We start from the raw sequence: 5907 nt of genomic DNA on the forward strand, positions 1-5907 counted from the left end.
TTACTGTACTATACAAGTAAAACAATTAACAAAATTCTATTTTAAAATTATCATTTACTTAGATGAAATTATCAACCTGTAATGTAATTTATCATTTACTAATGTAATTGACAATTTTTGTAGTTTCAAGTGCTTCGCGCAACGTCATGGGCGGCAAAATACTTGGTAATCTTTTGGCAAGCATTGTTTTTCCTGCACCAGGCGGACCTATCAATATAATATTATGTCCACCAGCAGCAGCAATTTCCATACAACGCTTTATACTTTCTTGTCCTTTAACATCACTAAAATCGAATTCAGGAAAGTCTAAGGTTTTATAAAATTCGGCTCGTGTATCAATTGTGGTAGGTTCTAGAGTTCCTTTACCTTCAAGGAAATCAATCACTTCTTGAACATTTTCAACACCATAGACTTCAAGTCCAGCTACAATGGCTGCCTCTTTTACGTTTTGTTTAGGCAGAAAAAAACCTTTAAAGCCCTCTTCTTTAGCTTTAATTGCTATTGGCAAGGCTCCTCTTATAGGTTGCAAACTTCCATCAAGAGACAATTCACCCATTATAATATATTGTTCAAGAGCATCTGCTTTGATTTGGCCAGAAGCCACTAAAATGCCAATTGCCAATGTCAAATCATAGGCTGAACCTTCCTTACGTAAATCTGCAGGCGCCATGTTAATGGTGATTTTTTTTCCAGGCATAGCATAGGTATTGTTTTTAAGCGCAGCAGCAATACGGTAACTACTTTCTTTTATAGCGTTATCTGGCAAACCTACAAGATGGTAGCCTATACCCTTATCCATATTAACTTCAACTGTAATTGTTGTAGCCTCAACTCCAAAAACAGCACTCCCAAAAACCTTTACTAACATATATTATTATTTTAAATTAAAATTAGTAAAAACATTTCTTATAATTTAACATCTACAAAAACAATATAAAAAAATAGCATCTTTTATATAATTTCATAAAATAGAAACATATTCTAATTTATAATACTTAGTAAATCAACATAATAAAAAACAAATGTTAAATTCATGTAAACAGTCCACACTCTTTGCACAATTTTTTACTTTTAAGAACTAATTAGAAACTAAACTATGAAAAAAATTCTATTTCTACTTTTATTTAGCGTGGTGCTATCTAAAACGTATGCGCAGGAATACTTTCCTAATAACGAAAGTATACAAAACAAGAGTGCCAATTTTACTGCATTTACAAATGCTAAAATTTATGTAACTCCAACTCAAATTATTGAAAAAGGTACCTTACTGATCCAAAACGGGAAAGTAGTAAGTGCGGGAACCTCGGTTACCATTCCTAAAAACTGTACTACGATAGACCTTGAGGGAAAAACAATTTATCCTTCCTTTATAGACATCTACACTAATTTTGGTATAGAAAAACCAAAAAGTGTTGCAGGTCCGCGTATGCCTACATATGACACTAAAAGAATAGGCTATTACTGGAATGAAAGCATCCTAGCCGAAGCAAATGCTTACGAAAACTTCAAGTACGACCAAACCAAAGCAGAAGAATTGCTAAAAGCTGGTTTTGGAGTAGTAGGAACACACGTTCCTAACGGTATTGCAAGAGGAACAGGAACTTTAATAGCATTGAATAATTTTGAAAAGCAAAACCAATTGCTGGCAGACAAGTTAACCAATCACTTTGCTTTTACAAGGAGCGTTACCACAAATCAATCCTATCCTGGGTCTTTAATGGGAATGATGGCGTTATTGAGACAAATGTATCATGATTTAGATTGGTATAAAAAAGGGAACTCTGTTACAAAAGATCTTTCGCTTGAGGCGCTTGCAAATAATGAAAAATTAGTTCAAATATTTGCATCGGAGGACAAATTAAACAGTTTACGTGCTGCTAAAATTGCTAAAGAATTTGGCTTGAACTATGTTTTAAAAGGAAACGGAAACGAATTTGAAAGAATTGAAGAAATTAAAAACACCAATTCTAAATTTATAATTCCCGTAAATTTCCCAGAAGCGTATGATGTTTCGGATCCAAACCAAGCCAATCAAATGGAGTTAAAAGACTTGCGTTTTTGGAATCAAGCTCCTACAAACTTAAAAGTTTTATCAGACAATGGAGTGGTATTTGCACTTACTACTGATAAATTAAAGAAAATTGAAGATTTTAGAACAAATCTTTTAAAAGCCATAAAATTTGGTTTTGACAGCACCAAAGCTCTAGAAGCACTGACTACAATTCCTGCAGCTATTTTAGGAAAAAGCAATGAAGTTGGATCGTTAAAAAACGGAAGCTTAGCTAATTTCGTAATTGCATCTGGAGCGATATTTGATGAAAAAACAATTTTATATGAAAACTGGGTACAAGGTAATAAGTTCGTAATAAATGATTTAACCATCAAAGATATTAGAGGAAATTACGACCTTACCATCAACAATGAAAAATTCAAATGGAAAATTAATGGTGAAGTTAGCGCACCAAAATCAGAAATCACTACTGTTGATGCCAAAAAAGTAAACTCAAAACTTTCAATGAGTAACAATTGGTTATCTACCGTGATTAAACCTTTGGATTCAACCAAAACTAGTTTTACAAGATTGATCGGCTTCATTGATAATACTCAAACCCTTTCTGGAAAAGCAGTTTTATTTGACGGAAAAGAAGTAAAATGGTCTGCAGTAAAAACAGCTCCATTTGTAAGAATCATCGATTCTACTAAAGTTGAAAAAAACAATTTTGTAATTCCTAGAACATTCCCAAATACAGCATTTGGAAATCTTAGTAAACCTGCAGCGCAAACTATCTTGTATAAAAATGCAACAGTTTGGACAAACGAAAAAGAAGGTATCCTAACCGAAACAGATGTTTTGGTGAAAAACGGAAAAATTGCAGCAGTAGGTAAAAACATTTCGGATGCCTCTGCTACAGTAATTGATGCCAAAGGAAAACACCTTACAAGCGGAATTATAGATGAGCACTCTCACATTGCTATTTCTAATGGTGTGAATGAAGGCGGACACAACTCTAGTGCCGAAGTAACCATTCAAGACGTAGTAAACTCTGAAGACGTAAATATTTACAGAGAACTAGCTGGTGGTGTAACAACATCACAATTGCTACACGGTTCAGCAAACCCTATTGGTGGTAGATCTGCCATTGTAAAATGGAAATGGGGAGCAGCTCCTGAAGAGATGCTTTACAAAAATCAGCCCGGATTTATAAAATTTGCACTTGGAGAAAACGTAAAACAATCAAACTGGGGAAATACAAATCCTACTCGTTTTCCACAAACAAGAATGGGTGTTGAACAAGTTTTTATTGATTATTTTCAAAGAGCCAAAGAATATGATTTGAGCTGGAAAGCTTTTAACGCAAGCAATAAAAAAGGAAAAGCTCCTAGAGTAGACATAGAACTGCAAACTCTTGCTGAAATTTTAAATAAAGAACGTTTTATTTCTTGTCACTCTTATGTACAATCAGAAATATTAATGTTAATGAATGTTGCCGAAAAATTCAACTTTAAGGTAAATACATACACTCACATCTTAGAAGGTTACAAAGTTGCTGATAAAATGAAAGAGCACGGTGTGGGAGCTTCTACATTCTCTGACTGGTGGGCTTACAAATTTGAGGTAAATGATGCCATTCCTTTTAATGGTCCTATTATGCACAATGCCGGACTTGTAGTTGCCTACAACTCTGATGATGCCGAAATGTCAAGAAGGTTGAATCAAGAAGCAGCTAAGGCAGTGAAATACGGAAATATATCTGAGGAGGATGCGTGGAAATTTGTAACATTAAACCCAGCAAAATTATTGCACATTGATGATAAAGTGGGTAGTATAAAAACAGGTAAAGATGCTGATATTGTATTATGGAGTGACAATCCATTATCTATTTATGCAAAAGCAGAGCAAACTTTAATTGAAGGAGTTGTTTACTTTGATGCTAAGAAAGATATTGAAAAAAGAACGGAAATCACAAAAGAAAGAAGTGAACTTATAGGTCAATTGTTACAAGAAAAAAACAAAGGAATGATCACACAAGAACCTAAAAAGAAAGAAAGAAAAGAATATGAGTGCGATACTCTTGAGGAGTAACACTTTCTCAATTTCATACTTTAAGCTTAGTCAAGCAACTTTAAAAAAATATAAAATGAATTATAAAAAAATATACCTCTTAGTTTTGGCACTCGGTTTGCCAATACTAGCTCAAGCGCAACAAACACCCGCAAATAAACAAACCAAATCTGTTTTGATTATGAATGCAACTGCGCATCTAGGAAATGGCAAAGTGATTGAAAACAGCGCTTTAGGTTTTGAAAACGGAAAAATCACACTCATTGCAGATGCTACCGTGATACGTCTTGCGGCTGGTGCTTATGATGTTACGATCAATGCTGCTGGAAAACATGTTTACCCTGGATTTATTGCTCCAAATTCTACTTTAGGTCTTGTTGAAATAGATGCCGTTAAATCATCTGATGACGAAGATGAAATAGGTGCTATGAAACCTCACGTAAGAAGTATCATTGCCTATACAGCTGATTCAAAAGTTATTGAAACAGTAAGACCAAACGGAATTTTAATGGCACAAATTACCCCAAGAGGCGGAGTAATATCTGGTACATCCTCAATTGTTCAGCTGGATGCTTGGCACTGGAAAGATGCATTGGTTAAAGAAAATGATGGAATTCACGTTAACTTTCCATCCACTTTTAGAAGAAGCGGCTGGTGGGCAGAACCAGGAAATATTGAAGCTAACAAAGAATATGCAAAAGAAGTTCAAGAACTACGATCTTATCTTGCTAACGCCAAAGCCTATTTAGGCGAATCCTCAAAAGAAAGAAACATCGTTTTAGAATCTACAAAAGGTCTTTTTGATGGTACTCAAACTTTGTATATCCATGCCAATGAAGAAAAACAAATTATTGATGCCGTACAGTTTGCTAAACGAAGCGGAATCAAAAAAATGGTTATTGTTGGTGGATATGAAGCTTATAAAACTGCCGATTTATTGAGAGAAAACAACATTGGTGTTTTATTAAAAAGAGTTCATGAAATGCCAGAAAATGATGATCATGATATTGATTTACCTTATAAAAACGCAAAACTACTAACTGACAAAGGAGTTCTTGTAGGTCTTGAAAATAGTGGGTCACATGAAAGAATGAACACAAGAAACCTACCGTTTTTAGCTGGAACTTGTGCTGCTTACGGTTTAGATAAAGAACAAGCTTTACAACTTATAACATCAAATACAGCTAAAATATTAGGTATTGATGCACAATGCGGTACTCTTGAAGAAGGAAAAGATGCAACCTTATTTTTATCTGATGGTGATGCACTTGATATGAGAACAAACAAGCTTACAAATGCTTTCATACAAGGTAGAATGATCAGCTTAGAAACACATCAAACTAAATTAAACGATCGTTACAAAACAAAATACAATCAAAAATAAATTATTATGGGATTATTTAATGCTATTCTAGGAAATGCGTCTGAGGTAAATATTCAAAATATTGCTACAGAATTTGAGCCAATCTTGATTGAAGGTGAGGTAATTGAAAAAGCATACAAACTCATTCGAGATATGTTTATTTTCACCAATAAGAGATTGATCTTGATTGAAAAACAATTAGTAGGAACTAAAGTTGATTATTTAACCATTCCCTACTCTAGTATCAAAAAATTCTCCAAAGAAAGTGCAGGATTATTGGATATGGATGCTGAATTAAAAATTTGGCTTAATAATGATGATGCCCCCATTAGCAAACAATTTGGAAAAGGCGGTAACAACATTAACGAGGTATATCAAATTTTAAGTAGACATACACTGAAATAATAGTTTGCACAATACATATAAAAGGCACTGATTGATATTTTCAATTTAGTGTCTTTTTTTATGCCATAAATTCATG

At 33.9% G+C, this 5907-nt stretch carries 3 protein-coding genes and 1 pseudogene; 3 read left to right on the forward strand and 1 reads right to left on the reverse strand.

The features are described 5' to 3' along the window. Window positions 1-112 precede the first annotated feature (112 nt). Window positions 113-868, reverse strand: a pseudogene (locus FPG59_RS13090) (YifB family Mg chelatase-like AAA ATPase); the annotation flags it as partial. A gap of 228 nt (window positions 869-1096) precedes the next feature. Between FPG59_RS13090 and FPG59_RS13095 the strand changes: the two are divergent. From FPG59_RS13095 to FPG59_RS13105, 3 genes are read left to right on the forward strand one after another with little or no spacing between them, the layout of a single operon-like run. Continuing rightward, window positions 1097-4084, forward strand: a complete 2988-nt coding sequence (locus FPG59_RS13095; protein ID WP_086455035.1) for an amidohydrolase family protein — start codon at window positions 1097-1099, stop codon at window positions 4082-4084. A 55-nt stretch (window positions 4085-4139) separates the two neighbouring features. Then, entirely contained in the window at window positions 4140-5447 is a 1308-nt protein-coding gene (locus tag FPG59_RS13100) for an amidohydrolase family protein (RefSeq protein WP_086455036.1), read from the forward strand. 6 nt (window positions 5448-5453) lie between these two features. Then, on the forward strand, window positions 5454-5831 hold the full coding sequence (locus tag FPG59_RS13105) for a PH domain-containing protein (protein WP_086455037.1): 378 nt from the start codon (window positions 5454-5456) through the stop codon (window positions 5829-5831). Window positions 5832-5907: the final 76 nt, after the last annotated feature.

The sequence above is a fragment of the Flavobacterium sp. FPG59 genome (assembly GCF_002150205.1).
Classification (GTDB): domain Bacteria; phylum Bacteroidota; class Bacteroidia; order Flavobacteriales; family Flavobacteriaceae; genus Flavobacterium.